Here is a 25003-nt window from a genome sequence, read left to right as displayed (position 1 = left end):
CTCAGGCCCGGTCGGCGTCCGTCGTGTGGTCGGCATCCGGCCTGGAGGCACGGCTCGGCCCCGACACGCCGGTCCCGTCGAACCCGTGGTCGGCTCTCCGGGCCTGCTGCGGGGTGAAGAACGGGCGCGCGCTGGGCAGGAAGAGCAGGATCGCGGCGACGACCGACAGCGCGATCGTCAGCACCGCGAGTTCGCCGCCGGTCAGGCTCAGGACCGCGCGGAAGGCCGCGACGACGACGAGCACGATGCGCGCGACGCGGGAGCCTCCGGCCATCCGGAACACCGCCCACGTCACCAGGGCCCAGAGCGCCAGGGCGACGATCCCGGCGAGGACCGGTGCCTGGCCGACCGCGGCGTCCGTCGCGAAGAACTGGAGCACGGTGGCGACGATGCAGGCTGCCACCCACACCAGCCACAGCACGAAGGACACGGTGACCACCTGCGGTCGGTCCGGTCGTCGGAGGATGAACGTCCTGGTCATGCTGCACCGCCCTCTGCCGCTCCCTGGTGCGGCACGTCGAGCGTACCGAGCGGACGGAGTCCTGCCGAGGTGCCCCGCTACGGTGACCGGGTGACCGACGAACGCACGACCGTCCCCCGTCCCGGTGTCGACGTCCCCGACGACCGCGGTCGCATCGGACTCGACGCCGTGGGCCGTGCCCTCGACCGCAACCCCGACGTCGTCGTGCGGGACGTCGAGGTGGTGTCGAACGGCTGGCACGTGCTCCGCCGCACGACCCTCGACGTCCGGCGCCGTGACGGTCGGTGGGACCGGCAGCAGCGCGAGACCTACGACCGCGGCAACGGTGCGACGGTGCTGCCGTACGACGCCGAGCGCGGCACCGTCCTGCTCACGCGGCAGTTCCGGTGGCCGGCGTACGTGAACGGACACCCGGACGGCATGTTGATCGAGGCCGCTGCGGGACTGCTCGACGAGGACGACCCCGAGACCGCGGTGCGGCGTGAAGCGGTCGAGGAGCTCGGCATCCGGCTCGGTGCGCTCGAGCACCTGGGCGACGTGTTCATGAGCCCCGGTTCGGTCACCGAGCGGGTCCACTTCTACCTCGGCGCGTACACGCCGGCCGACCGGGTCGAGGCCGGTGGCGGCGTGGAGGACGAGGGCGAGGACATCGAGGTGCTCGAGGTGCAGCTCGACGAGGCGCTCGCGATGGTGGCGGACGGTCGGATCGCCGACGGCAAGACGATCATGCTGCTGCAGTGGGTGGCGCTGCGGCGGGTGTCACCCCGACAGGGCTGACCCGTCCAGGCCCACCGCTCGCGCGATCGTCGTGCGGACCAGGCCCTCGCGGGTCGGGCGGTCGAGGTAGTCGACCAGGGCGTACCCGTTGGTGGCGTCGACGAGCGCGAAGAGCAGGCGTCCGACGCCGTCCGGGTCGTCGGTGTGCAGCACCCCCGCGCGCACCCCGTCGACGACGACCGTGGTCGCGAGGAGCTGCCAGTCGTCCATGACGTCCCGTGCCGCGGTCGCCAGTGCCGCGTTCGTGCGGCCGATGCTCCACGCGTCGGCCCACAGGGTGGCGACGTCGTCGCGGGCGGGATCGGCGATGCAGTCGAGCAGGGTGCGGAGGCCGGAGACGGGGTCGGGCGCAGCGGCGACGATCGCGCGGACCTCGGCGACCTCGGCCACCGCGACGGTGCGGAACGTCTCGCCGACCAGGTCCTCCATGCTCGGGCGGTAGTGGGCGACGAGCGAGGGCGCGACCCCGATCACGGCGGCGACCCCGCGGAGCGTCACCGCCGCGAGGCCCTCGGCACGCGCCAGGTCGACGGCGGCCGCCGTGATCTGGGCTCCGCGTTCGGCCGGGCTCAGGCGCCGGCGGGCCGGTGTCGACGGCATCGTCCCACCGTATCCGCGCGTCACGCGCCCTCGACCACGAAGGCTGCCCAGAGGTCGGCCCGGGTCGAGAAGACGGAGAGGTCACGGTCGAGGAGCCGACCGGCGTGCTCCACCCGGGCGCGGGCGGTGTGCCGGTGGATGCCGAGGACCCGTGCGGTGCGGTCGTACTCGCAGTTCTCCTGCAGCCAGGTCCGGACGGTGCCCGTGAGCTCGGTGCCGGCCGTGCGGTCGTGGTCGAGCAGCGGGGCGAGGAACGCGCGGGCGACGGCACCGGCGTCCACGTCGACGTGGGCGAGGTGGGCGAGCACCCCCTCTCGGGCGAGGTCGCCGAACTCGGTGGTGCCCGGGCGTCCTTCACGGCGTCGGTCGAGCGCCTGCACGGCCTCGGTGCGGGCGCGTCCGAACGACCGGTACGCGGCGCCGTCGGACAGGCCGGCGCGCAGGTCGAAGCGGTCGACGAGTTCACCGACGATCCCGGTGTCGTCCGCGTTCACGCAGAGGAACAGGGCGTCGTCGACCGCGAAGAACAGGTGCCCCGGACGGTCCTGCACCCACAGTTCGAGCAGGTCCACCACGGTGTCGAGGTCGTGGTCGGGGACGTCGACGGCCGCGATCCGGACGGGTTCGGCGGGCAGCGGCCCCCACACCTCGCGTGACGTCGCCTGCACCACCTCGGGTTCGCCGACGGACAGCATCGTGAGGAGTCCGGTGCGCAGGAGTCCGCGGGCACGGGCGAGCTCGCGGTTCTGCTGCAGGGCGAGGCCGGCCAGGGCGATCACGGCCGTGACGACCTCGCGTCCGGCCCGGTCGAGGGCTCCGCCGTTCGCGATCGCGAGGACGCCGCTCAGGTGCCCGCCTCTGCCGAGCGTCTGCAGGGTGTACCCGACGCCCCGGTCCGTGGCGACCGGCAGGCTCGCTCGCTGCCCGGAGCGCAGCAGCCGCAGCGCCTCGGTCCGCAGGAGGTCGAGGTCGGCAGCGGGCAGCCCGTCGGCGGGGTGTCCGCGGTCGAGCCGCCCGGAGACGTCGAACAGGCCGACCCACCCGTCGAGCTGCCGGGACAGCTCGGCGATGGTCGCACCGAGTCCGTCCGGTCGCATCGCGGCGAGCGAGATGGCCCGCTGCGCGGCGAGGGCCCAGGCACCGCGTGCGTTGGCGTCCCGCGCGACCGCTTCGGCGTTGGCCTGCGCGACCGCGATGAAGGAGGTCTCGTAGGGCACCTCGAACAGCGGCAGTCCGTTCCGGGTGCAGGCGGCGACCAGGGCGTCGGGGGTGCCGGCCCGGACCACCTCGGTGCCGAACCCGAGCGCCACGACACCGCCGTCGACGAGCCGCCGGACGTAGGCCTCGGCGACGTCGTCGCGCACCTCGGCCTCGGCACCGAACTGCGTGCCGGTCGTGAGCAGTCCCTGTCCTTCGGCGAGGAACGGCGTCGGGTCCTCGAGGTCCGAGCTGTGCAGCCAGGACAGCGGGGCATCGAGGGCGTGCTCGTCCGCGTCGGTGAGCGGGCGCAGGTGGAGTTCACGCCGGTGCAGCAGGGAGCGCAGCGTTGCGGGCATGCGGTCACCCTATCCACCGGGTCGATCTGCCCGGGGGCCGATGTACGCCGTGGACAGTACGAGTGTGCGGTGGTGGCTCCTACCATCGCGGCATGTCCTCCACCGCAGCGTCCGCGACCCGAGCGACCACCGGCGGCCCCTCGCTGCCCCAGGAGCGACGGCTCGTCACCGCAGTCCCCGGCCCGCGATCACAGGAGTTGCTCGCCCGGAAGGCCGGTGCCGTCGCGGCCGGGGTCGGGGTCGCCGTGCCCATCGCCGTCGTCGCGGCCGGTGGCGGCGTCGTGGTCGACGCCGACGGCAACTCGTTCGTCGACCTCGGGTCCGGGATCGCCGTGACGTCGGTCGGCAACGCCCACCCCGGCGTGGTCGCTGCGGTCACCGAGCAGGTCGCCGCCTTCACGCACACGTGCTTCACCATCGCCGCCTACGACGGGTACGTCGCCGTCGCCGAGGCACTCAACCGTCTGACCCCCGGCGACCACGAGAAGCGGACGGCGCTGTTCAACTCCGGGGCCGAGGCCGTCGAGAACGCCGTCAAGATCGCCCGGAAGCACACCGGTCGGCAGGCCGTCGTCGTCTTCGACCACGCCTACCACGGCCGCACGAACCTGACGATGGCGCTGACCGCGAAGAACCAGCCCTACAAGAACGGCTTCGGACCGTTCGCACCCGAGGTCTACCGCGTCCCGATGTCGTACCCGTTCCACGACGGGCTGTCGGGGCCCGAGGCGGCGAAGCGTGCGATCGGCCAGATCGAGAAGCAGGTCGGAGCTCTGAACACCGCTGCGGTCCTGATCGAACCGATCCAGGGCGAGGGCGGCTTCGTCGTCCCGGCACCGGGGTTCCTCACCGCACTGTCCGAGTGGGCCACCGCCAACGGCGTCGTGTTCATCGCCGACGAGGTGCAGACCGGGTTCGCCCGCACCGGCGCGATGTTCGCCAGCGAGCACGAGGGGATCGTGCCCGACGTCGTCACGACCGCGAAGGGCATGGCCGGCGGACTCCCGTTGTCCGGTGTGACCGGGCGTGCGGCGATCATGGACTCCGCCCACGTCGGCGGCCTCGGCGGGACGTACGGCGGCAACCCGATCGCCTGCGCCGCAGCCCTCGCGGCCATCGACGCCTTCGAGCACGATGGACTCGTCGAGCGCGCCGGGGCGATCGGCACGGTCCTGCTCGACGCCCTGCGCAGCGCGCAGGCCGACGACCCCCGCATCGGCGACGTCCGCGGCCGCGGTGCGATGGTCGCGATGGAGCTCGTCGACCCGGCCACCGGTGATCCCGACCCCGGGCTCACCGGACGGGTGGTGCAGCACGCGTTCGAGCACGGCGTCATCGCCCTCACGGCCGGCACGTACGGCAACGTCGTGCGCTTCCTGCCGCCGCTGTCGATCGACGACGTCCTGCTCCGCGACGGCCTGACCGTCGTCCTCGACGGGCTGGCCGCGTCGTGAGCGCGACGATCCCCGCCACAGCGTGGCCCAGCGTCCCCGACGCCACCGGACCAGCCGCCGAACAGGCGGTGCTCGACCGCGTCCCCACGGGCCTCCTGGTCGACGGTGCCTGGCAGCCGGCGGCCGACGGCGGTACCTTCGCCGTCGTCGACCCTGCGACCGGCGAAACACTCCTGCACATCGCCGACGCCTCGCCCGAGGACGGCCGGAAGGCGCTCGACGCCGCCGTCGCCGCACGGCACGGCTGGGCGACCACGCCCCCGCGGCAGCGCGCCGAGGTGCTGCGCCGCGCCTTCGACCTGCTGCAGGAGCGACGCGAGGAGTTCGCGCTCCTGATGACGCTGGAGATGGGCAAGCCCCTGGCCGAGGCCCGCGGCGAGGTCGCGTACGGCGGCGAGTTCCTCCGCTGGTTCTCGGAGGAAGCGGTCCGGATCGGCGGTTCGTACGGCACCAACCCCGAGGGGACCGGCCGTGCCACCGTCTCGCACAAGCCCGTCGGACCCGCGTTCCTGATCACACCGTGGAACTTCCCGTTGGCGATGGCGACCCGCAAGATCGCACCGGCGCTCGCCGCAGGCTGCACCGTCGTCGTGAAGCCAGCCGAACTGACGCCGCTGACCACCCTGCTGTTCGCCGACCTGCTCGTCGAGGCGGGTGTGCCCGCCGGCGTCGTCAACGTCGTCCCGACCACCCGGGCCGCCGACGTCTCCGCGCCCGTGATCGCCGACCGCCGCCTGCGCAAGCTGTCCTTCACGGGTTCCACGCCGGTCGGACGGACACTGCTCGGCCAGGCGGCACAGAACGTGCTCCGGACGAGCATGGAACTCGGCGGCAACGCCCCGTTCCTGGTGTTCGCCGACGCCGACCTCGACCTGGCGGTGGAGGGCGCGCTCGCCGCGAAGTTCCGGAACACCGGCCAGGCCTGCACCGCCGCGAACCGGTTCCTGGTGCACGAGGACGTCGCCGACGAGTTCACCCGCCGGGTCACCGAGCGGGTCGCCGCGATGCGGGTCGGCCGGGGGACCGAGGACGGCGTGGCCATCGGGCCGCTCATCGACGCCCGAGCCGTGGACAAGGCGCACCGCCTGGTCACCGACGCGGTCGAGCGCGGGGCGACGCTCCGGACCGGCGGACACCCGGTCGACGGGCCCGGCACCTTCTACGCACCGACCGTCCTGACCGACGTGCGACCCGGCAGCGCGATCCTCGACGACGAGATCTTCGGGCCGGTGCTCGCCATCCGCACGTTCCGCTCCGAGGACGAGGCCGTGGCCGCCGCGAACGACACCGAGTACGGTCTGGTCGGCTACGCGTTCACCGAGGACCCGGCACGCGGGCAGCGCCTGATGGAGCGGCTCGAGACCGGGATGCTGGGGCTGAACACCGGGGTCGTGTCGAACGCCTCGGCCCCGTTCGGCGGCGTGAAGCAGTCCGGCCTCGGTCGCGAGGGCGGCGGCGAGGGCATCGCCGAGTACCTCGAGACCATGTACACGCTCACCCCGGACCCGTTCCGGCACACCGACAGCACCACGACCGCACAGGGAGCAGCTCGATGATCGAGAAGGACGTCGTCGTCATCGGAGCCGGTGTCGCCGGTCTCACCGCCGCGAACCGCCTGCGGGCCGCCGGCCTGCGGGTCGCCGTGCTCGAGGCCCGCGACCGCGTGGGGGGCCGCACCTGGACGAACGACATCGACGGGGTGACCCTGGAGATCGGCGGGCAGTGGGTCTCGCCCGACCAGACCGCACTGCTCGAGACCCTCGACGAGCTCGGCCTGCAGACGTACGACCGGTACCGCGAGGGCTCCAGCGTCTACGTCGACGCCGACGGCACCCGGACCGAGTACACCGGCGACATCTTCCCCCTGCCCGAGGCCACGGCGAACGAGATCGAACGGCTCGTCGCCGTCGTCGACGAGTACGTCGCGAAGGTCGACCCGGCTCGCCCCTGGGAGACCCCGGACGCGGCCGCCCTCGACGAGGTCTCGTTCCGCGCCTGGCTGCACGACCTCAGCCCGGACCGGGTCGCGACCGACAACGTCGAGCTGTTCATCGCCGGCGCGATGCTCACGAAGCCCGCGCACGCGTTCTCGGCGCTGCAGGCCCTGCTGATGGCGGCGTCCGCCGGGAGCTTCACCAACCTGGTCGACGCCGACTTCATCCTCGACAAGCGGGTCGTCGGCGGCATGCAGCAGGTGTCCCAGCGGCTCGCCGAGCGCCTCGGCGACGACGTGCACCTGAACGCCCCGGTCCGGACGCTGCGGTGGGGCGACGACGGGGTCGTCGCGCTCGCCGACGGCGGCATCGAGGTGCACGCCCGACAGGCACTCGTCGCGGTCCCGCCGCCCCTGTACTCGCGGATCTCGTACGAGCCGCCGCTGCCCCGACGCCAGCACCAGCTGCACCAGCACCTGTCGATGGGCTTCGTGATCAAGGTGCACGCCGTCTACGACCGTCCCTTCTGGCGTGCGGCGGGCCTGTCCGGCACCGCGTTCAGCCCGTACGAGGTCGTGCACGAGGCGTACGACAACACCTCGCACGGTTCGGAGCAGGGGACCCTGGTCGGGTTCGTCTCCGACCAGCACGCGGACGACCTGTTCGCGCTGTCGACCGAGGAGCGCCGGGCCCGGGTGCTCGCCTCGCTGGCGCACTACTACGGCGACGAGGCCCTGTCGCCCGTCGTCTACTACGAGAGCGACTGGGGCACCGAGGAGTGGACGCGCGGCGCCTACGCGGCGAGCTTCGACCTGGGCGGGCTCGTCCGCTACGGCGCCGACCAGCGCGCCGCGGTCGGTCCGATCCGGTTCGCCTCGAGCGACCTGGCCGGGCAGGGCTACCAGCACGTCGACGGTGCCGTGCGCATCGGTCGTGAGGTCGCCGAGGAGATCCTGGCGGTCGTTCCACAGCCCACTGCGGCACGGTAATCACCTCGGCGGGTTACGGCTGGGTGCCCCGTCCAGGCGCCGACGCGTACCGTCCGGGCCATGAGTGACGCAGCGAACGGGTCCAGCGACCCCACCAAGGACCAGGAGCAGTACACCGAGGACCTGCCGGACGGGTCACCCACGGGCGACGCGACGGAGGACCCGCAGCAGGACAGCGACACGGACTCCGGCGGCGAGCCCGCCGACCCGCAGCAGTAGCGGCGACCCACGGACGGACGGGAGGCGCGGTGCCAGCTGGCACCGCGCCTCCCGTCCGTCGTGGGGCCGGCTGCAACACACCGGCGTCTTGATCGGACGCCGTCACGTCAGCGAGACGCCGCCGGATTCGGCGGCGTCTCGCGGAGACGCCGGCGTCTCCGCGTCGGTCAGCCGATGCGGATCAGCTTCTTGTTCACGAACTCGTCGGCCCCCAGGGGGCCGAGCTCGCGGCCGAAGCCGCTGCCCTTGACGCCACCGAACGGCAGCTCCGGGCTGTCCGCGCCGACGATGTTCACGTAGACCATGCCGGCCTCGATCCGGTCGGCGACCCGGAGTGCCTGGTCGGCGTCGGTGGTGAACAGGTACGAACCGAGGCCGTACGGGGTGTCGTTGGCCAGGGCGATCGCCTGGTCCTCGTCGGCGACGCGGTACACGGCGGCGACGGGGCCGAAGAACTCCTCGCGGTAGGCGTCGTTGTCCGGTGTGACGTCGGTCAGGATCGTCGGCAGGAAGGCGTTGCCCTGGCGGTCGCCGCCCGTGACGACGGTCGCACCCTGCTCGACGGCGGCAGCGAGCTGTTCCTGCAGCCGGTCGGCCGCGGCCGGGGACGACAACGGACCGAGTTCGGCACCGGGCACGCTCGGATCGGTCGGTTCGACCGCCGACATCGCCGCGGTGAACTTCGCCAGGAACTCGTCGTACAGGCCGTCGACCACCAGGAACCGCTTCGGGGCGTTGCAGACCTGGCCGTTCCCTTCGAGCCGGGTGGTGACGGCGGACTCGACGACGGCGTCCAGGTCGTCGGTGGACAGCACGATGAAGGGGTCGGACCCGCCGAGTTCGAGCACCACCTTCGTCAGGTTCCGGCCGGCGATCTCGGCGACCGCGGCACCGGCGCGCGCCGAACCGGTGAGCGAGACGCCCTGCACGCGCGGGTCGGCGATGACGTCGGCGACCTGGTCGTTCGTCGCGAACACGTTCGTGTAGGCGCCGTCCGGGAAGCCGGCATCGTGGAAGATCCGCTCGATGGCCAGGGCGGACTCCGGGCACTGCGGTGCGTGCTTGAGCAGGACGGTGTTGCCGATGACCAGGTTCGGTCCGGCGAACCGGGCGATCTGGTAGGCGGGGAAGTTCCAGGGCATGATGCCGAGCACGACGCCGATGGAGGCCTTGCGGATGAACGCGGACCCCTCGGACCCGTCAGCCAGGGTGATCGGCTGGTCGGCCAGGAACGCCTCGGCGTGGTCCGCGTAGTAGTCGTAGATGTCGGCGCAGAAGTCGACCTCGCCCTCCGCCTGGTCGATCGGCTTCGCCATCTCGCGCACGATCGTGGCGGCGAGCTCGGCGTGCCGCTCCCGGTACAGGTCCGCGACCCGGTGGAGCAGGGCCGCGCGGTCGGCGACCGTCGTCGTCCGTGACCACTCGGTGTGGGTGCGGTCGGCGGCTGCGACGGCATCGTGCAGCTCCGCGTCCGTGATGGTCGGGTAGGTCTCGAGGGTCGTGCCCGTGGTGGGGTCGGTGACGGCGTACATGGCGTCCTCTCGTGGTGGCGGTCAGGCCTGGTCGGTCAGCTGCTTGTTCACACCCGTGACGGGCTGGTTCTCGTCGAAGCCCTTCGGTGCGACCCGGAAGCCCTTCGTGATGACGAGCAGGTAGACGAACCCGATCGCCGCCCACACTCCTCCTGCGATCAGGGCGTCGGCATGGAGCTGTGACCAGAGCACCCCGGTCAGGAGCATCGCGACCCCCGGCAGCACGATGTAGCGCCAGCGGTCGCCCGCCGTGTGACGGCGCCCGTTCCGGATCGCGAAGTGCACGATCACGGTGGCGTTGACGAAGGTGAACGCGATGAGCGCGCCGAAGTTGATGTAGGCCGCGATCGTGTCGAGTGAGAAGCTCATCGCCAGCAGGGTGACCGCGCCGACGAAGACCACGTTGAACACCGGGGTGTGCGTACGGGGGTGCACGTAGCCGAAGACCCGCTTCGGCAGCACGTTGTTCCGACCCATCACCATGAGCATGCGGGCGACGCTGGCGTGCGACGCGAGACCCGAGGCGAGTGCGGCGACGAACCCGGCCGACACCAGGACCGCCTGGAACACCGGACCGCCGACGAGCAGGCCGATCTGGGGGAGCGGGTCGTCGGTGAACTCGCCGAACGGTGCGTTGGTGGGGAAGCGGAGCTGGGCGAAGTAGGCGGAGACCAGGAAGATCGCGCCGCCGAGCAGGACGGTCAGCATGATCGCCTTCGGCATGATGCGGATCGACTTCGCCTCTTCCGTGTACATCGTCACGGCGTCGAACCCGATGAACGAGAAGCACACCACCGTCGCCCCGGTGAGCAGGGCCGACATCGTCACGCCGTCGTGGACGAAGGGTTCGGCGCTGACGATCGTGCCCGCACCGGCACCGTGGGTGAGCTCGATCACGGTGAAGACCACGAACGCGATCATCGCCAGGACCGCACCGATGAGCAGCACCATGTTGAGGTTCGACGTGCCGCGCATCGACAGGCAGATCACCGTCGTCACGAACACCGTGTACACGACGACGGTCACCCACGGGGGCAGCCCCGGGAACACCTGCTCCAGGTAGAGCCGGATGATCAGGGCGTTCACCATCGGCAGCAGCAGGTAGTCGAGCAGTGACGCCCAGCCGACCATGAAGCCGAGGTTCGGGTGCATCGACTCCCGGACGTACGTGTACGCGGAACCGGCCGCGGGGTAGACGCGCACCATCTTCCCGTAGCTGATCGCGGTGAGCGCCATGATGACGAGGGCGATGAGGTACGCGCTCGGCACCGCGCCGTCGGTCTGCCCGGAGACGATGCCGAAGGTGTCGAACACGACCGTCGGGGTCATGTAGCCGAGGCCGAGTCCGACGATCGCCCAGAGCCCGAGGCTCCGCTTCAGCGACCCGCCGCGCACCGGTGCTGCCGGCGCGGTGACCGCGATCGGTGATGCCATGTGACTTCCCTGCTCTTCGGGGCCGGGCAGCGTCGCCCGGATCAGTTCGGAGCACCATACCGACGGGTCGGCAGTGGGCGGACCGGCCGCGGTGTACAGGTGATCGGCACCCGCTGTACACCGCGGCAGTGGTTCAGGCCACCGGTTGCTGCTGCGTGATGCAGTGCAGCCCGCCGCCGCGCGCGAACACCTGTCGCGCGTCGATCGAGCGGACCCGTCGGCCCGGGTACGCCTCGGCGAGGATGCCCCTGGCGCGGTCGTCAGCGACCGGGTCGCCGAACGCGCAGGCGATCACGGCACCGTTCACCACGACGTGGTTCACGTAGTTCCAGTCCACCGGTCCACCGTCGTCCGACAGCGTCGAGGGGGCGGGCAACTCGATGATCGTCGCGTCGGTCGCCTGCTCGAGCGCTCGCCGGATCTGGGGCATGACCAGGTGGTCCGGGTGGCCCGCATCCGGCTGGGCGTGCAGCAGGACCGTGCCCGGGTCGGCGAAGGTCGCCACCATGTCCACGTGGCCCCGGGTGCCGAAGCCGTCGTAGTCGCGCGTCAGACCGCGTGGCAGCCAGATCACCCGTGTGGCGCCGATCGTGCGCGCCAGCTCCAGCTCGACGCGCTCCCGGTCGGCGTACGGGTTCCGGCGCGGGTCGAGCTGCACCGTCTCCGTCACGAGCACAGTGCCGGTGCCGTCGACGTGGATCGCCCCGCCCTCGTTGACGAGCAACGACGGGATCCGTGTGGCTCCCGCAGCACGGGCGACCGTCGCGGCGACCTCGGCGTCACGCGTCCAGGTCGACCACGGGTTCGCCCCCCAGCCGTTGAAGACCCAGTCGACTGCGCCGAGTCGCCCGGTGTCGTCGTCGACGACGAACGTCGGACCGATGTCGCGCATCCAGAAGTCGTCGAGGGGCGCCTCGAGCACGTCCACGCCGGACGACAGCAGGCGACCGGCATCCGCGCGAGCGACCGGGTCCACGACGACGGTCACCGGCTGGTGCTCGCTGATCGTGTTGGCCGTGGTCGCCCACGCCGTGCGCGCGGCCTCGGCACTCGCCGCGTCGTCGCCGAGCGTCAGGCCGGGGCGCGGGAACGCCATCCAGGTGCGTTCCTGCGGAGCCGTCTCGGGAGGCATCACCCACGTCATGCGCGCGCCTCGCGCCCGGCGGTGGCCGGTTCCACGGCCAGGGCCGCGTCGATCGCGTCGCGTGCGCCGTACGCGTGGCGTTGCTCGTCGACGGGGTCGACGAGTCCGGCGTACAGGTCGGGTCGCCGGGTCAGGTAGAAGGGGAACAGCCGGAGCCACTCCGTCCGGGCGTCGAGGTCGAGGTCGGCGACGAGCACCACGCTCGCGTCACGGGGCGCCTCGACGAGCACCCGGCCGAACGGGTCCGAGATGAAGGACGAGCCGTAGAACGTGATGTCGCCCTCGTCACCCCACCGGTTCGGCACGACCATGAACTGCCCGGCGGTGATGCCGTTCGCCACGATCACCCGCTGCCAGATCGGCGCGGTGTCGAAGTCGGGGAAGGTCGGTTCGGAGCCGATCGCCGTCGGGTACACGAGCACCTCGGACCCGGCGAGGCCGTAGGAACGGGCGACCTCGGGGAACCACTCGTCCCAGCACGTCGGCAGCCCGAGGCGCACGCCGAGTCCGGCGGGCTCGTACACCGGGAAGGCGTCGTCGTCCGTCCCCGGGCGGAAGTACGTGTCCTCGTGGTAGCCGGCGCTGATCGGGATGTGGGTCTTCCGGGTCCGGCCGACCAGGGTGCCGTCGGGCGCGACGAGGATCGCCGTGTTGTACCCGCGCGGGTCGTCGGGCTGGTCGTCGTCGTCCGGCCGCTCGTAGAGGGAGGCGTGCACGAACACCCCGTGCTGGATCGCCTGGGCACGGGCGAAGGCGACGGTCGGACCGTCCTGCAGCGACTCGGCGAGGTCCTTCGGGGTCCCGCTCGCCGGGGAGTCGCCCGGGTAGCGGCGCAGCGTCAGTTCGGGCAGGAACACCGCGGTGGCTCCGTGCGCTGCGGCGGTCGCGATGCCGTCGGCGAGCTGGGCCCGGTGCTCGTCCGGGTCGGGGAGCCACCGCACCTGCACGAGGGCGACGCGGAGGGACCGGCGGGGTGCGCCGGTGTCGGCGTGCAGCGGCGACGGGAGCGAGGGTGCGGTGACGACGTCCATGCGCCATTGTTGATCACACGATCAATTGACGCAAGACCCCGGTTTCGACCCTCGAATATCAGTATGCTGGTCTCGGGTTCCGTGTCGTCGCCGGGACGCGCGCCCGGGCAGAGAAGAAGCCCACCACTGCAGCAACAGTGGTGGGCTTCGATTTGTCCTCCGAGTGGAGAACGAGGGACGAACTGGGTCCCGAGCCTGAAACTCGGAGCCAGTGTAACGCGCTCGTCGAGCGAGTTGCATCCCTCGGCCTGCGCTTCTCGTGTCCGCCGGCGCTGACACGAAGGTGGTCCGATGTCGAACGACACCGAACCGCGTCGCGGCCGTCGAGTGCCGTGGTTGGGGATCGCGAGGGTCAGCTGATGATGTTGACCGCGCGCGAGATGACCAGCGCCAGCAGGATGAACCCACTGAGCGCCTGGTAGGCCATGATCATCTTCGCTCGGACGGTCATCGGCATCGTGTCCGTCGGGCTGAACGCCATCATGTTCGTCATCGCCACGTAGAGGTAGTCGAGGTAGACCGGCCGCCAGTCCGCGGTCTTCGGGTCGGTCTCCTGCGGGAACTGGAAGTCCGCCTCGGCACTCGCCCACAGCTCGGGGCGACGCCGTGCCACCGGACCCCCGCGGTCGAGCTCCCAGTAGACGAGCCCGAACACGATGATCGTGCTCACCCAGACCTGCAGTGCGGTGAGCAGCACGGCCGCACCGTCCGCGTGCCCGCCGAGCAGCTCGGTGATGGTCCGGATGACGGTGAGCTGGCTGGCGACGGTGAGCAGGGCCGCCAGCGCGAACGACAGCCAGCGTGACCAGGTGGTCTCGCGCGTCAGACGCCGCGGGTTGAAGACGATGAGCGGGGCGAGCAGCAGGACGCCCAGGACGGGCACCACCCACGACGGGAAGAACAGCACCTCGTCGGGCAGGAACAGGCTCAGCGCCAGGTTCACCAGGACCGCGACGGCGACCGGTGCCCGGTGTTCGTGTCTCTGTCGGGTCCTCGTCGGGGTCACGGAGCGAGTGTCGCACGGGCCGACACCCGCGGGGGTGTGGCGCTCAGGGCGTGGACAGCGGGTCGGCGAGCGAGAGCGGCTCGACCTGGGTGCCGAGCAACCGCCCGGCTGCCCGCAGCCCGGACAGCAGCGCACCGTGCACGGTCGCCGGGTCGTCGCTCCAGGTGGCCTCGCCGGCGAGCTGCACCCGGCCGGACGGGGTGCCGAGCAGGTCGTGGTCGTCGGGTGACGCCCCGACGTGCAGGTACGAGTACGAGCCCCGCGAGAACGGGTCCTCGGCCCACCGGGTGATCCGGAACGCCTCGGGCCGGGGGACGGACGCGCCGAACATCTTCCGCAGCGCCACCACCCCCTCGTCGACGACCATGGCGTCCGGCAGGGTTTCGAGCCGACGGGCTCCGGCACCACCGACCAGGGCGGCGAGCACCGGCGCACCGGTCACCCGGGACATGTCGTACCAGGAGTGCCAGTCGACCCCGGCAGGCCCCTGCTGCCGGACCACCCACGAGTCGCCCCAGAACCGTGAGGGGAACCGCAGGAACACCTTGTCGTAGGTGCCCATCCCGAGCCGGTCGAGCGCTCCGGTCACCGGCGCGGACAGGGGCGGAGTGAACACCACGTCGCCGGCCTGCAGCACCCCGAGCGGCACCGTGACGACGACCTGCCGGGCGACCACGGTGGTGCCGTCGGTGAGTCCCACCGTCACCGAGTCGCCGGCCTGGGTCACCGACCGCACGACCGACGACAGCCGGACGTCGAGACCCTCGGCCAGCGCGCGGGCGTACTGGGCGTAGCCGCCGGGGAACACCACCTCGTCACCGGGGACGTGCTCCTCGTCGAGGCCGTGCGCGTCGAGGACGGTCACGGGGGCACCGCAGAGGTCCTCGGAGCGGTGGGCCGTGTACTCGCGGACCCGTGCGGCCCGGTCGCCCTGCCACTGCAGCGACCGCAGCACGGTGTCGACGGCGGCCGCGTAGGTCGAGGGCGGGGGCGCTTGCGCGACGACGGCGTCGAGGGCCGCGTCGACGGTGTGCAGGTCCGCGACGAACGCCGACGTGTCCTCGGCGGAGAGTGCGTCGCCGGACGGGCCGTGCCAGGCGATCGGCCGGCCGTCGAACTGGAAGCTGCCGACCGTGAACTCCACGGTGTCGATGCCGAACGCCGACGCCAGGGCCCAGAGCGGGTTGCCGTCGACCCCGTGGATCCACGAGGCGCCGAGGTCGACCGGAACCCCGAGCGACGAATCGGTCCAGGTGCGCCCGCCGATCCGGTCGCGGGCCTCGAGCACGACGACCCGCTGCCCGCCGAGTGCGAGCGCCCGGGCGGCGGCGAGCCCGGCGATCCCCGCCCCGACGACCACGACGTCGGCGTCGAGACCAGCAGCCATCAGTGTCCTCCGGTCAGCGGTGCCATCAGCCGGGCCGCCAGACTCGGCCGCCCGGTCAGCGCTTCCTCGCGGTCGGCCAGGTCGGTCGCGACGAGTCCCGCGTTCGCCCCGAGGAACCGCAGCGGCTCGGGCTCCCAGTCGGGCGACCGGTGGTTCACCCACGGCAGCGCGGTCAGTGCCGTCGACTCGCCGCGCACGAGGTCGGCGAGGGTCCGTCCGGCCAGGTTCGTCGTCGAGAGACCATCACCGACGTACCCGCCGGCGCTGCCGACGTGGCCGTCCCAGGTCACCGAGGCGCACCAGTCACGCGGCACCCCGAGCGGTCCGCCCCACGTGTGGGTGACCGGGGCGTCCGCGACGACGGGGAACAGGTCGACCAGGGCCCGCCGCAGGTGCTCGAACACCCGCGGTACCCGGTCGTACCCGGGCGTGATCGCGGACCCCCAGTGGTAGCGGGCTCCGCGGCCGCCGAACGCCAGCCGGTCGTCGGCCGTGCGCTGCCCGTACACGAGCAGGTGCCGGTAGTCGGAGAACGTCTGCCCGTGCTCGAGTCCGATGCGCTCCCACGCGGACGCCGGCAGCGGGGCCGTCGCGATCATGAGCGAGTACAGCGGCAGGATCCGCCGCTTCGTCTGCTCCAGCTGGGCGCCGTACCCCTCGACCGCGATCACCACGGCGCCCGCCGTGACGGTGCCGCGCGACGTGACCACACGCCCGCGATCCCAGGACGAGACGGGCGTGTGCTCCGCGATCCGGACGCCACGGGCCTCCAGGGCGGCCGCGAGGCCACGCACCAACGCGGCGGGCTGCACGCGCGCGCAGTCCGGGGTCCACGCGACAACCGCCGATCCGGCGGCGTCGCCCGCTCGAGCGGGCCGCCACGTCATGTCGTCGCCCCATGCCGCGGAGGACGCGACCTCGTCGTGGGCGGCGCGTTCCTGCACGGCGGAGCGTGCGTACAGGACGGTCCCGCCCTTCACGTAGTCGCAGTCGACCTCGGCTTCGGCCGCGGCGCGGCCGACCTCGTCGACGGTGTCGCGCATGGCGGCCCGGAGCGCCAGCGCGGCGTCGCGCCCGTGCTGCTCGGCGATCGCGGAGGCGGCCCGCGGGAACAGCGCCGAGCACCAGCCGCCGTTCCGACCGGACGCGCCGAAGCCGGCGATCTCGCGTTCCAGGACGACGATCCGGAGGCCCGGGTCGGCCCGGTGCAGGTACCACGCGGTCCAGAGACCCGTCAGTCCACCGCCCACGATCACGACGTCGGCCGTCGTGTCGCCGTCGAGCGGCGGCCGGGGCGTCAGGTCGTCGCGTCCGGTGGACGCGAGCTGGTCGAGCCAGAACGAGACGCCCCGGTAGAGGCCCACGGTCAGATCTTCGTCCAGGCCTCGGACAGGACGCTCCGCAGGATCGACGTCATCTCGCGGAACTCCGGCTGCCCGATGGTCAGCGGCGGTGCGAGCTGCACGACGGGGTCACCGCGGTCGTCGGCCCGGCAGTACAGCCCCGCGTCGAACAGTGCCTTCGACAGGAACCCGCGCAGCAGCCGCTCGGACTCGTCGTCGTCGAAGGTCGTCTTGGTGGCCTTGTCCTTGACGAGCTCGATGCCGTAGAAGTAACCGTCACCGCGGACGTCCCCGACGATCGGCAGGTCGAGCAGGGTGTCGAGCTCGGCGCGGAAGAGCGGGGCGTTCTGCTGCACGTTGGCGAGCAGCCCCTCTTCCTCGAAGATGTCGAGGTTCTCCATCGCGACGGCGGCCGACACCGGGTGCCCGCCGAACGTGTAGCCGTGGTAGAAGGTCGTGTCCCCCTTGGAGAACGGCTCGAACAGGCGATCGCTGATGATCGTCGCGCCGATCGGGGAGTACCCGGAGGTCATCGCCTTGGCGCACGTGATCATGTCCGGCACGAAGCCGTAGGTGTCGCAGGCGAACATCGTGCCGATCCGGCCGAAGGCGCAGATGACCTCGTCCGAGACGAGCAGCACGTCGTACTCGTCGCAGATCTCGCGCACCCGCTGGAAGTACCCGGGCGGCGGGGTGAAGCAGCCGCCGGAGTTCTGCACCGGCTCGAGGAACACCGCGGCGACGGTGTCGGGGCCCTCGAACTCGATCATCTCGCGGATCCGTTCCGCCGCCCAGAAGCCGAACTGCTCCTCGGTGCCCCCGGGGAAGCCCATCTCCTCGGCGCGGTACGAGTTCGTGTTCGGTACCCGGAAGCCACCGGGGGTCAGGGGCTCGAACATCTCCTTCATCGCCGGGATGCCGGTGATCGCCAGGGCGCCCTGCGGGGTGCCGTGGTAGGCGACCGCACGGGAGATCACCTTGTGCTTCATCGGCTTGCCCTGGAGCTTCCAGTAGTACTTCGCGAGCTTGAAGGCGGTCTCCACCGCCTCGCCGCCGCCGGTGGAGTAGAAGACCTTGTTGAGGTCACCGGGGGCGTGCTCGGCCAGCCGGTCGGCGAGCTCGATCGCCGCGGGGTGCGCGTAGGACCAGATCGGGAAGAAGCTCAGCGTCTCCGCTTGCTTCGCGGCCATCTCGGCCAGGCGCTTCCGCCCGTGCCCGGCGGCGACGACGAACAGGCCGGACAGCCCGTCGATGTACCCCTTGCCGTGGCTGTCGTAGACGTGGTGGCCCTCGCCGCGCACCATGATCGGCACGTCGGCGCCGGCCTGGTTCGCACCGTGCCGGGCGAAGTGCATCCACAGGTGGTCCCGGGACTTCCGCTGCAGGTCGGCGTCGTCGACCGGTGCGAACGGGTCGTACGAGCCGAGGCGGGTGGGCTGTTCGGTCTTCTGGTCGGAGATGGTCATCGCGTTCCCCAGTCGTAGAGCTGTTTGCGGAGTTGCAGGTAGACGAAGGTCTCGGTGCCGGCGACGCCCGGGATGGCCCGGATGGTGCCGTTGAGCAGTTCGATCAGGTCGTCGTCGTCCTCGCACACGACCTCGACCATCAGGTCGAAGCTGCCGGCGGTCATCACGAGGTAGTCGACCGCCGGCAGCTGTTCCAGGGCATCGGCGACGGTTCGGGTGTCGCCGCTGACCCGGATGCCGATCATCGCCTGGCGGTGGAAGCCCAGTTGCATCGGGTCGGTGACCGCGACGATCTGCATGACGCCGGTCTCGGTCAGCTTCTGCACGCGCTGTCGGACCGCCGCTTCACTGAGACCGACGGCCTTGCCGATCTCGCCGTACGGGCGGCGCCCGTCCGCCTGGAGTTGTTCGATGATCCGCTTCGAGGTGTCGTCGATCGGTCCCGGACGTCGTGGTGCTGCCGCCATGCCGGACAGCATGGCAGCGAGGTTCGGGGTGCGCAAGGGATTCCGTTGTGAACACCGTGTTTCGCGACGATTTCCGTTGTTACGGTTCTCCACAACCTCCGGATCCTTCTTCCGCGCCGCCGGAATCCGTGTCAGTATCACCGCCATGCTGGACGCACAGAGCACGGCGACGGCGGACACCGACACCCGGGTCCTGCGGAACTTCGTCGGGGGTGCCTCGGTCGAGTCGACCGCCGACACCACGTTCGACCTGGTCGACCCGACCGACGAGCACGTCTACGGCACGTCCCCGGTGTCCACCCCCGCCGACGTCGACGCCGCCTTCGGCGCGGCCGCGTCCGCGTTCGAGACCTGGCGCCGCACCACCCCCGGCGAACGGCAGCTCGCCCTGTTCCGGATCGCCGACGCGATGGAGCAGCGGGCGTCGGAGTTCGCCGACCTCGAGTCGCTCGACACCGGGAAGCCCCGCGCCACCCTGGTCGAGGACGAGATCCTGCTCTCCGTCGACCAGATCCGCTTCTTCGCCGGGGCCGCCAGGAACCTCGAGGGCCGGAGCGCCGGCGAGTACCTGGCCGACCACACCTCGTTCGTCCGGCGTGAACCCATCGGTGTCGTCGCCCAGGTCACCCCGTGGAACTACCCGCTCAACATGGCGGTGTGGAAGTTCGCGCCGGCGCTCGCCGCGGGGAACACCACCGTGCTCAAGCCGAGCGACACGACACCCCTGTCGACCCTGCTGCTCGCCGAGGTCGCCGCCGAGTTCCTGCCGCCGGGGGTCCTGAACGTCGTCGTGGGGGACCGCACCACCGGCGCCGCGATGATCGACCACCCCACCCCGCAGCTCGTGTCCATCACCGGGTCCGTCCGGGCCGGCGTCGCGGTCGCCCGTGCGGCCGCCGGTGACCTCAAGCGCACCCACCTGGAGCTCGGCGGCAAGGCACCCGTGATCGTGTTCGACGACGCCGACATCCCCTCGGCGGTGGCCGGGATCGTCGCCGCCGGGTTCTTCAACGCCGGCCAGGACTGCACCGCCGCCACCCGGCTGCTCGTGCAACAGGGCATCCACGACGAGTTCGTCGCGGCGCTCGCAGCAGAGGCACGCGTCAATGCGAGAACCGGGTCGGACGGTCACTACGGCCCCGTCAACAACGCGAACCAGCTCGCGCACGTGCAGTCGTTCCTGGACACGCTGCCCGACCACGCGACGATCGAGCTCGGCGGCGCACGACAGGGTGACCGCGGGTACTTCCACGAGGCCACGATCGTCGCCGGCCTGCGCCAGGACGACCGTGCCGTGCAGCAGGAGATCTTCGGCCCCGTGCAGACCGTGCAGCGGTTCTCGACGGAACAGCAGGCCCTGACGTGGGCGAACGGCGTCGAGTACGGCCTGGCGAGTTCGGTGTGGACGACCGACCACGCGCGTGCCATGCGCTTCGCCCGCGACCTGGACTTCGGCTGCGTGTGGATCAACACGCACATCCCGATCGTCGCCGAGATGCCGCACGGCGGGTTCAAGCACAGCGGGTACGGCAAGGACCTGTCCCAGTACGGCTTCGACGACTACACCCGCATCAAGCACGTCATGTCCTACATCGGCTGAGGCCGACCACCCCCTGGAGGCACCATGGCAATGACCGGAACGTTCGCCGAATCGGGAGCCGATCTCCGGCTCGACCAGATCACGAAGTCCTTCCCCGGCCACACCGCGGTGGACAGCCTCGACCTGACGGTGCCCGCCGGCTCGTTCTTCGCGTTGCTCGGCCCGTCGGGCTGCGGCAAGACGACGACCCTGCGGCTCGTCGCCGGGCTCGAGGAACCCACGAGCGGCACCATCACCATCGGCGGCCAGGACGTCACCGACACGAAGCCGTACCAGCGGCCCGTCAACACGGTGTTCCAGAACTACGCGCTGTTCCCGCACATGAGCGTGCTCGACAACGTGGCGTTCGGGCTGAAGCGGCGCCGGATCCCGGACCCGATGACGAAGGCCACGGAAGCGCTGCGGCTCGTCGAGCTCGAGGGGTCGGCGTCGAAGCGGCCCGCCCAGCTCTCCGGCGGCATGCAGCAGCGCGTCGCCCTGGCCCGCGCGATCGTGAACCGGCCGGCCCTGCTGCTGCTCGACGAGCCCCTCGGCGCCCTCGACCTGAAGCTCCGCCACCAGATGCAGCTCGAGCTGAAGACGATCCAGGCCGAGGTCGGGCTCACGTTCCTGCACGTCACCCACGACCAGGAAGAGGCGATGACGATGGCCGACACGGTCGCCGTCATGAACGGCGGCCGGATCGAGCAGATGGGCAGCCCGCAGGATCTGTACGAGCTGCCGCGCACCGCGTTCGTCGCGAACTTCCTCGGCCAGTCGAACCTGCTCGAGGGCGAGGTCCGCGGCACCGACGCCGGCCTGCTCGTCGTCGCCACCGCGGCCGGCTCCATCGCGGTGCCGGCCGACCGAGCCGTCGCCACGACCGGTCGCGTCGTCGTCGGCGTCCGGCCCGAGAAGCTCAAGATCCGCACCGCCGAACCGACCCCCGAGGCCGGACGGAACATCCTCGGCCCCGGTCGGGTCGTGGACGTCTCGTTCTCCGGCGTCAGCACCCAGTACCTGGTCGACGTGCCGGGCGCCGGGCGCGTCTCGGTGTTCGCGCAGAACTCGAAGGGCGGGCCGCGGATCGCGACCGGCACCGAGGTCTGGCTCACGTGGGGCGTCGACCACGGTTTCGGCCTGGAGGCGCACCCCGCGTCCGACGCGACCGTCACCACCCAGGACGACCCGGGCCTCCAGGCCGTCCCCGCCACGGCAGGATCGCTCGCGTGACCGGCGCGGTGCCCGGTCCGGACCTGCTGCGGGGGCTGACGTCGGCCCGCGTGAGCCGACGCGGCCTGCTGGCCGGCGGCGGGGCTGCCGCGCTGGCCGCCCTGCTCACCGGCTGCAGCATCAAGGGCTCCGCCGCCGCCGGCGCCGAGGACACCGTCGACTGGGCGGCGTTCTGGAAGGACGCGAAGGCGACCGGCACCCTGAACTTCGCGAACTGGCCGCTGTACATCGACTCCGACCACGGCAAGTCCGAGTCCCTGGCGCTGTTCAAGCAGGAGACGGGGATCGCGGTCGACTACCAGGCGGTGATCCAGGACAACGCGACCTTCTACGCGACCGTCTCACCGATCCTGCGGGCGCACGGTGCGACCGGCTACGACCTCGTCGTCATGACGAACGGGTTCGAGCTGACCCAGATGATCAAGAACGGGTTCGTGTGCGAGCTCGACCACTCGCGGCTGCCGAACTTCGCCGCGAACGCCTCGGACTCCGTCAAGGACCCCATCTACGACCCGGGCAACAAGCACTCCGTCGTCTGGCAGACCGGGTTCACCGGGCTCGCCTACAACCCGAAGTACACCGGGCGGAAGATCACCTCGCTCAAGGACCTGCAGGACCCGGCCTTCAAGGGCCGCATCGGGCTGATGAGTGACAACACCGAACTCGGGTCGCTCGGACTGCTCGCGCTCGGTATCGACCCGGAGACCTCGACGCCCGCCGACTGGCGGAAGGCCCAGGCCTGGCTGCGCGAACTGCGGCCGAGCGTCACCGGCTTCTACGACCAGAGCTACATCAACCGGTTGGAGAACGGCGACACCTGGATCACCCAGGCGTGGTCGGGCGACGTGTTCCAGGCGCAGCAGTCCGGGTTCCCCGACCTGGAGTTCGTCACGCCGGAAGAGGGGCAGATGACCTGGCACGACAACATGCTCATCCCACGGCAGGCCGCGAACCCGGTGTCGGCGGTCGAGTGGATGAACTTCTACTACACGCCGAAGGTCGCCGGGATCGTCGAGGACTGGGTCAACTACGTCTGCCCGGTGCCCGCGGCCGAGGACTACGTGCGGGACGAACTCGACGACGCCACCGTGGCGGACAGCCCGCTCGTGTTCCCCTCTGCGGACGTGTTGGAGCAGTCGCACGAGTTCCGGGTGTTCGAGAACTACGACGAGTACTCGGAGTGGAACGGCATCTTCAACGCGGTGGTGCAGTCGTGAGCGCGGTCGGAGTGGCGCCGGGGCTCGCTCCCGGTGGTTCCGCCGGCCCGGCGCCGGTGCGGCGGGGACGCCGTCGGAGCACACCGTTCTTCCTGGCGCTCGTCGGCACCGCGTACCTCTGCGTGTTCTTCGTCATCCCGCTGGTGTCCGGGCTGATCGTCTCGCTCATGACCGGCAACCCGGACGACGGCTACACGTTCACCTGGAACTTCGGGATCTACGGCTCGCTGTTCGTCGACCCGCAGGTGCCCTACCTGACGTTCCTGCTCCGGTCGCTCTGGTACGGCGCCGCCGCCACGATCGCCTGCATCGTCGTCGGGTACCCGGTGGCGTACTTCATCGCGTTCCGGGTGTCCCCGCGGTGGAAGAACCCGCTGCTCATGCTCGTGTTCATCAGCTTCCTGGTGTCGTTCATCATCCGGACCGACATGTGGGCGTTCGTGCTCGCGTCGCAGGGCCCGGTCGTCACGACGCTGCAGGCGCTCGGGCTGGCCGGCAAGGACTTCCACATCCTCGGCACCGGCGGCGCGGTGATCTTCGGCGACGCCTACAACGACCTGGCCTTCATGGTGCTGCCGATCTACGCCGCCCTCGAGCGCATCGACCCACGACTCGGCGAGGCCGCGAACGACCTGTACGCCGGCAAGTTCCGGGCGTTCTGGCACACCACGCTGCCGCTGTCCCGCTCGGGCATCTTCGCCGGGGTGCTGCTCGTCTTCATCGACAGCGTCGGCGACCCGGTGAACTCGGCCCTGCTCGGCGGCACGAACACGTACACGATCGGTCAGGCGATCCAGGACGCCTACTCCGGCAACCAGCAGTACAACGTCGCCGCAGCCCTGTCGACCGTGCTCATGGTCGTGCTCGGCATCATCCTGTTCATCTACGCCCGCGTCTCCGGCACCGACGACCTCGAGGACCTCGTATGACCGCCGTCGCACCGTCCCGATCCGCCGCCGCTCCGGCCTCGCCCGTGACCGGTTCCGTCGCCGGCCGTCCGCGTCGTCACGGGGTGAACCGTCGTGGGCCCTGGCTCGCCATCGTGTACTGGGTGACGATCGCGATCACCCTGGTGCCGATCGTCTACATGATCGTGTACTCGTTCAACGACGCCCCCACCAACCGGCTGTCGTTCGCCTGGAACGGGTTCACGACCTACTGGTACGCGAACCTGGTGAACGTTTCCGGGCTCGGGGCGGCGTTCGTCACCTCGGTGCTCGTCGCGTTCCTGGCCGCGATCATCTCCGTCGCGATCGGGCTGCCCCTCGCGCTGGCGCTGGAGCGGTACCGGTTCCCGGGTCGCGGAGTGGTGAACACCGTCGTGTTCGCCGACATCGCTGCGCCGTCGATCGTCGTCGGTTCCGCGTCGCTCTCGTTCTTCCTGTCGGTGGGGCTCGGCACCGGGTTCCTGACCGTGCTCATCACGCACGTGGCGTTCGACGTCGCCTACGTGGTCGTGGTGCTGCGGGCTCGGATCGCGGGGACCTCGAGGGCGCTCGAAGAGGCCGCGGGTGACCTCGGGGCGACACCGTTCCAGGCCTTCCGGCTCGTCACCCTGCCGCTGCTGGCGCCGGGCATGCTCGCCGCCGGGCTGCTGGCGCTGGCGATGTCGATCGACGACTACGTGATCACCTCGTTCGTCGCCGGGCCCGCGGTCACCTTCCCGCTGTTCGTCTACGGCGCCGCGAAGGCCGGGATGCCGCCGCAGGTGCTGTGCTTCGGGACGCTCGTGTTCGCGGTGGGGCTGCTCGTCGCGCTGCTGAACGGGGCGCTCAACCGGCGGCTGGCGCGCACGCGGGGGTAGGGCACCGCGCGCCGGCGCTCCGGCGCTCTGGTGCGAGGTTCCGTACTCGGTGCGAGCCCGCGCGCCTCGCACCGAGTACGGAACCTCGCACGGGGTGACGAGGCCGGCGTGATCAGGACGCAGTGTCGGCGAGCTGCGGGCCGAGTGACCGGCGTCGGGCCTGCAGCACGGGGTTGACGGTCGCAACGAGCATGATCAGCAGGCCGATCGCGATCACGAACGGCACCGGCCGGAGTGGGGTCGCGGGCGGGCACCGGCACGGTGTCGGGTGCGTAGTGCGCGCTTGTAACCGGGCACGGTGCTTGGAAGCTCGCACGGGGTGAATAGGTGCGCACGGTGCGGACGGGAGG

General features: G+C 71.2%; 22 protein-coding genes. 10 read left to right on the top strand and 12 right to left on the bottom strand.

What is annotated here, in order from left to right:
* Position 1: 1 nt before the first annotated feature.
* A complete protein-coding gene (locus tag DEJ00_RS10725) occupies positions 2 to 481 on the bottom strand; it encodes a hypothetical protein (protein ID WP_146247941.1) in 480 nt (159 codons plus the stop codon).
* Positions 482 to 571: 90 nt separating this feature from the next.
* On the opposite strand from DEJ00_RS10725, the gene DEJ00_RS10720 reads away from it, so the two are divergent.
* Positions 572 to 1258, top strand: a complete 687-nt coding sequence (locus tag DEJ00_RS10720) for an NUDIX domain-containing protein (protein WP_111057373.1) — start codon at positions 572 to 574, stop codon at positions 1256 to 1258.
* Here the strand turns inward: DEJ00_RS10720 and DEJ00_RS10715 are convergent.
* Positions 1241 to 1858, bottom strand: a complete 618-nt coding sequence (locus tag DEJ00_RS10715) for a TetR/AcrR family transcriptional regulator (protein ID WP_111057329.1) — start codon at positions 1856 to 1858, stop codon at positions 1241 to 1243. The two genes, DEJ00_RS10720 and DEJ00_RS10715, sit on opposite strands and share 18 nt — an antisense overlap.
* A 20-nt stretch (positions 1859 to 1878) precedes the next feature.
* Positions 1879 to 3414: a PucR family transcriptional regulator gene (locus tag DEJ00_RS10710; protein WP_111057328.1), complete on the bottom strand. Its 1536-nt coding sequence runs from the start codon at positions 3412 to 3414 to the stop codon at positions 1879 to 1881.
* A 92-nt stretch (positions 3415 to 3506) separates the two neighbouring features.
* On the opposite strand from DEJ00_RS10710, the gene gabT reads away from it, so the two are divergent.
* The 4 genes from gabT to DEJ00_RS18515 all read left to right on the top strand — a co-directional run bounded on the left by gabT (position 3507) and on the right by DEJ00_RS18515 (position 8010).
* Entirely contained in the window at positions 3507 to 4868 is a 1362-nt protein-coding gene (gabT, locus tag DEJ00_RS10705; RefSeq protein ID WP_111057327.1) for a 4-aminobutyrate--2-oxoglutarate transaminase, read from the top strand.
* Positions 4869 to 4936: 68 nt separating this feature from the next.
* Positions 4937 to 6424, top strand: a complete 1488-nt coding sequence (locus tag DEJ00_RS10700) for an NAD-dependent succinate-semialdehyde dehydrogenase (RefSeq protein ID WP_111057372.1) — start codon at positions 4937 to 4939, stop codon at positions 6422 to 6424.
* Positions 6421 to 7791 (top strand): NAD(P)/FAD-dependent oxidoreductase, encoded by a 1371-nt coding sequence (locus DEJ00_RS10695; RefSeq protein WP_111057326.1) that lies wholly within the window; start codon positions 6421 to 6423, stop codon positions 7789 to 7791. Before DEJ00_RS10700 ends, DEJ00_RS10695 begins: the two co-directional genes overlap by 4 nt.
* 60 nt (positions 7792 to 7851) lie before the next feature.
* Positions 7852 to 8010 carry a hypothetical protein gene (locus tag DEJ00_RS18515; RefSeq protein WP_155896911.1) on the top strand — a complete coding sequence of 53 codons (159 nt, stop codon included), beginning with the start codon at positions 7852 to 7854 and terminating at the stop codon, positions 8008 to 8010.
* 167 nt (positions 8011 to 8177) lie between these two features.
* Here the strand turns inward: DEJ00_RS18515 and DEJ00_RS10690 are convergent, their stop codons facing one another.
* The 9 genes from DEJ00_RS10690 to DEJ00_RS10650 form a co-directional block, all read right to left on the bottom strand.
* Entirely contained in the window at positions 8178 to 9542 is a 1365-nt protein-coding gene (locus DEJ00_RS10690) for an NAD-dependent succinate-semialdehyde dehydrogenase (protein WP_111057325.1), read from the bottom strand.
* Between the two features lie 21 nt (positions 9543 to 9563).
* The gene (locus tag DEJ00_RS10685; protein WP_051597034.1) at positions 9564 to 10976 is read right to left on the bottom strand and encodes an APC family permease; all 1413 of its coding nucleotides are present in this window, start codon (positions 10974 to 10976) and stop codon (positions 9564 to 9566) included.
* 133 nt (positions 10977 to 11109) lie between these two features.
* On the bottom strand, positions 11110 to 12120 hold the full coding sequence (locus tag DEJ00_RS10680) for an agmatine/peptidylarginine deiminase (RefSeq protein ID WP_111057324.1): 1011 nt from the start codon (positions 12118 to 12120) through the stop codon (positions 11110 to 11112).
* Entirely contained in the window at positions 12117 to 13151 is a 1035-nt protein-coding gene (locus DEJ00_RS10675; RefSeq protein ID WP_111057323.1) for a nitrilase-related carbon-nitrogen hydrolase, read from the bottom strand. The genes DEJ00_RS10680 and DEJ00_RS10675 overlap by 4 nt, the downstream gene beginning before the upstream one ends.
* A gap of 352 nt (positions 13152 to 13503) precedes the next feature.
* On the bottom strand, positions 13504 to 14157 hold the full coding sequence (locus DEJ00_RS10670; protein WP_111057322.1) for a DUF1345 domain-containing protein: 654 nt from the start codon (positions 14155 to 14157) through the stop codon (positions 13504 to 13506).
* Between the two features lie 43 nt (positions 14158 to 14200).
* Positions 14201 to 15544 (bottom strand): NAD(P)/FAD-dependent oxidoreductase, encoded by a 1344-nt coding sequence (locus tag DEJ00_RS10665; protein WP_111057321.1) that lies wholly within the window; start codon positions 15542 to 15544, stop codon positions 14201 to 14203.
* The gene (locus tag DEJ00_RS10660; protein WP_111057320.1) at positions 15544 to 16908 is read right to left on the bottom strand and encodes an FAD-binding oxidoreductase; all 1365 of its coding nucleotides are present in this window, start codon (positions 16906 to 16908) and stop codon (positions 15544 to 15546) included. The genes DEJ00_RS10665 and DEJ00_RS10660 overlap by 1 nt, the downstream gene beginning before the upstream one ends.
* Before the next feature lie 2 nt (positions 16909 to 16910).
* Positions 16911 to 18353: an aspartate aminotransferase family protein gene (locus tag DEJ00_RS10655; protein WP_111057319.1), complete on the bottom strand. Its 1443-nt coding sequence runs from the start codon at positions 18351 to 18353 to the stop codon at positions 16911 to 16913.
* Entirely contained in the window at positions 18350 to 18832 is a 483-nt protein-coding gene (locus DEJ00_RS10650; RefSeq protein ID WP_035809531.1) for an Lrp/AsnC family transcriptional regulator, read from the bottom strand. The genes DEJ00_RS10655 and DEJ00_RS10650 overlap by 4 nt, the downstream gene beginning before the upstream one ends.
* A gap of 133 nt (positions 18833 to 18965) precedes the next feature.
* Between DEJ00_RS10650 and DEJ00_RS10645 the strand changes: the two genes are divergently transcribed.
* The 5 genes from DEJ00_RS10645 to DEJ00_RS10625 are packed head-to-tail and all read left to right on the top strand — an operon-like array spanning position 18966 to position 24653.
* Positions 18966 to 20420 (top strand): aminobutyraldehyde dehydrogenase, encoded by a 1455-nt coding sequence (locus DEJ00_RS10645; RefSeq protein WP_111057318.1) that lies wholly within the window; start codon positions 18966 to 18968, stop codon positions 20418 to 20420.
* Between the two features lie 30 nt (positions 20421 to 20450).
* Positions 20451 to 21632, top strand: a complete 1182-nt coding sequence (locus DEJ00_RS10640; protein WP_027466951.1) for an ABC transporter ATP-binding protein — start codon at positions 20451 to 20453, stop codon at positions 21630 to 21632.
* Positions 21629 to 22849 carry a PotD/PotF family extracellular solute-binding protein gene (locus DEJ00_RS10635; RefSeq protein ID WP_220038862.1) on the top strand — a complete coding sequence of 407 codons (1221 nt, stop codon included), beginning with the start codon at positions 21629 to 21631 and terminating at the stop codon, positions 22847 to 22849. Before DEJ00_RS10640 ends, DEJ00_RS10635 begins: the two co-directional genes overlap by 4 nt.
* A complete protein-coding gene (locus DEJ00_RS10630; RefSeq protein WP_111057317.1) occupies positions 22846 to 23778 on the top strand; it encodes an ABC transporter permease in 933 nt (310 codons plus the stop codon). The genes DEJ00_RS10635 and DEJ00_RS10630 overlap by 4 nt, the downstream gene beginning before the upstream one ends.
* Positions 23775 to 24653: an ABC transporter permease gene (locus tag DEJ00_RS10625; protein WP_027466954.1), complete on the top strand. Its 879-nt coding sequence runs from the start codon at positions 23775 to 23777 to the stop codon at positions 24651 to 24653. Before DEJ00_RS10630 ends, DEJ00_RS10625 begins: the two co-directional genes overlap by 4 nt.
* The last annotated feature ends 350 nt before the right edge of the window (positions 24654 to 25003 follow it).

Source organism: Curtobacterium sp. MCLR17_039, assembly GCF_003234745.1.
Lineage (GTDB): Bacteria > Actinomycetota > Actinomycetes > Actinomycetales > Microbacteriaceae > Curtobacterium > Curtobacterium flaccumfaciens.
Note: the sequence above shows the minus strand (reverse complement) of the source record. Positions and strands in the feature narration are given on the sequence as shown.